Origin of the sequence: Kitasatospora sp. NPDC127116, from assembly GCF_042677365.1 — a bacterium.
GTDB lineage: Bacteria > Actinomycetota > Actinomycetes > Streptomycetales > Streptomycetaceae > Kitasatospora > Kitasatospora lactacystinica.
Window position 1 is genome coordinate 1 of record NZ_JBHXTL010000280.1, and the last position, 2,865, is coordinate 2,865.

Consider the following 2,865-nt stretch of genomic DNA (forward strand, 5'->3'; position numbering starts at 1 on the left):
CGCCGACGGCCGCATCGTCGACGAACTCCACCACCCCACCGCCGACACCGTCCTGGACCGCATGCGCCGCTTCGACGCCAAGGGCCGCACCAGCTGAGGCCCCCAGCCCTGGCTCCCGAAACGCCACCCGTCCCCGAGTACCCCCAGGACTGACGCCTCCCCATGTTCCGCACCGCACTGCGCAATGTGCTCGCCCACAAGGGCCGGCTGCTGATGACGGTACTGGCCGTCATGCTCGGCACCGCCTTCGTGTCCGGCACGCTGGTCTTCTCCGACACCTTCGGCAACGCGCTGAGGACCCAGAACTCCAAGAGCTACACCGACGTCGCCGTCACGGTCGCCGACCGCGAGGCCCGCAACCTCGGCGACGACCACAGCGAGCAGATCGCCGGCCCGACCCTCACCGAGGAGACCCGTGCCAGGGTCGCCGCGGTGCCCGGCGTCGCCGAGGTCCGCGGCGTGGTCGGCGGCTTCGCCGGCATCGCCGACGCCAAGGGCGCGCTGATCGGCAACGGCTTCTCCACCACCGGCACCAACTACGTGCCGGGTGCCGACGGCACCGACCCGCGCTACCCGCTGGTCGAGGGCCGCGGCCCGAAGGACGCCACCGAGATCGCGCTGGACCGCAAGACCGCCGAGAAGGGCGGCTACAAGGTCGGCGACACCGTCCGGGTCGCGGTCAACGGCCCGGTGATGAAGCTCAAGCTCACCGGCACCCTGACCACCAACGACCCGCGCGTGGTGGCCGGCGGCTCGCTGGCCGCCTTCGACACCGCCACCGCCCAGCGGCTCTACCTGACCCCGGGCCGCTACGCCGAGCTGGACGTCAGGTCCAAGCCGGGCACCGACGACGCCGCGCTGCTCACCGCCGTCAAGCAGGCCGTCCCGCAGGGCGACTTCATCGAGGCGAAGACCGGCCGTGAACTCGCCGCCGAGCAGGACGAGATGATCAGGAAGGGCACCACCGTCCTGACCACCGTCCTGATGGGCTTCGCGGGCATCGCGCTGTTCGTCGGGATCTTCATCATCGCCAACACCTTCACCATGCTGGTCGCCCAGCGCACCAAGGAGCTGGCGCTGCTGCGCGCCGTCGGCGCCACCCGCCGCCAGATCACCCGCTCGGTGCTGATCGAGGCCGTGCTGGTCGGCCTGACCGCCGCGGTGACCGGTCTGCTGGCGGGCATCGGCATCGCCGCCGGACTCAAGTCGCTGCTCAACGGCCCGATGGACGCGAACCTGCCGGACGGCCCGCTGATCATCGCCCCGACCACGGTGGTCGCCGCGCTCGCGGTCGGCGTGCTGGTGACGGTGCTGGCCGCCTGGCTGCCGGCCCGCCGGGCCTCCCGGATCGCCCCGGTGGCGGCGATGAGCTCGGCCGAGCAGCCCGCCACCCAGAAGGGCCTGCGGATCCGCAACGCCATCGGCCTGCTGTTCTCGCTGGCCGGCCTCGCCACGCTGGCCGGCGGTGTGGCCGGCAAGGAGGTCAAGCTGGTCGGCCTCGGCGCCGGCGCGCTGCTGATCGGCGTGTTCGTGCTGACCCCGCTGCTGTCCCGGCCGCTGATCGCGCTGTTCGCCCCGCTGCTGCGCGCCGTGTACGGCGCACCGGGCAAGCTGGCCCAGGAGAACGCGATCCGCAACCCGCGCCGCACCGCCGCCACGGCCTCGGCGCTGACCATCGGCGTCACCCTGATCACCTCGCTGACCGTGATCGGCGCCTCGGTGAACCAGGCGGTGGACAAGGCCGCCGAGACCGACCTCAAGGCCGACTACACGGTCGCGATGCAGAACTTCTCGAAGCTCTCCCCCGAGGTCGCCGCCCAGATCGCCAAGGCGCCCGGCGTCGGCGTGATCAGCACCGAGCGCAGCGTCACCGTCAAGACCGGGCAGAACGGCGAGGACAGCGAGTGGATGACCGCGGTGGACGCCGCGACCATCGACCAGCTGGCCACCGTCAAGGTCAAGGAGGGCTCCGCGGACGCCCTCAAGCAGGGCAGGCTGCTGGTCAGTTCGGGCCGCGCCGAGCACGCCGGCTACAAGGTCGGCGACACCCTCGCCGTCACCTACCCGGACGGCGCCAAGGGCTCGCTGACCGTCGGCGGCATCCTGGAGGCCAACACCGCGCTGGCCTCGGTCATCGTCCCGGAGGCCGTGGTCGGCCCGCACCTCGCGCCCGGCACCGGCCTGGAGAAGGTCCTGGTCAAGGGCACGAACGGCGCGACCGAGGAGCTGAAGCAGGCGCTGCGCGACGCGACCGGCGGCAACCCGCTGATCGCGGTCAAGGGCGCGAAGGAGATCAAGGCGGAGAACCGCCAGATGATCACCGGAATCCTGAACATGATGTACGGCCTGCTCGGCATGTCCGTGGTCATCGCGGTGCTCGGCGTGGTCAACACCATGGCGATGTCGGTGTTCGAGCGCCGCCGGGAGATCGGCATGCTGCGGGCGATCGGCCTGGACCGGCTCGGCATCCGCCGGATGGTCCGGCTGGAGTCGCTGCTGATCGCGCTGTTCGGCGGGCTGGTGGGTGTCGGCCTCGGCATCCTGGTCGCCTGGGCGGGCGTGCGCACGCTGGCGGACAGCCTCAAGGGCATCACCACCGTCGTCCCGCCGGTGCAGATCGTCGGCTTCCTGCTCGCGGCCGCCGTGATCGGTCTGCTGGCCGCGCTCTGGCCGGCCCACCGGGCGGCCAGGCTGGACATCCTGGACTCGATCAAGAGCCAGTAGCGGTCCGGAGGTACGGAAGCCCGGAGCCCCCGGGGCGGTTCTAGTCGAACCGCCCCCGGGGCGCCGGTGCGTCGACGGGGGACTGTCGGCGGCCGCGCGGCAACAGGTGGACAGCACCCGTCACAACCAGTGTCATAAAAA

The 2,865-nt window shown here is 71.7% G+C and carries 1 protein-coding gene and 1 pseudogene; both read left to right on the forward strand.

What is annotated here, in order from left to right:
• A pseudogene (locus ACFVHV_RS43590) lies at positions 1-97 on the forward strand (ABC transporter ATP-binding protein); the annotation flags it as partial.
• Between the two features lie 65 nt (positions 98-162).
• Positions 163-2,724 carry an ABC transporter permease gene (locus tag ACFVHV_RS43595; protein ID WP_380359413.1) on the forward strand — a complete coding sequence of 854 codons (2,562 nt, stop codon included), beginning with the start codon at positions 163-165 and terminating at the stop codon, positions 2,722-2,724.
• The last annotated feature ends 141 nt before the right edge of the window (positions 2,725-2,865 follow it).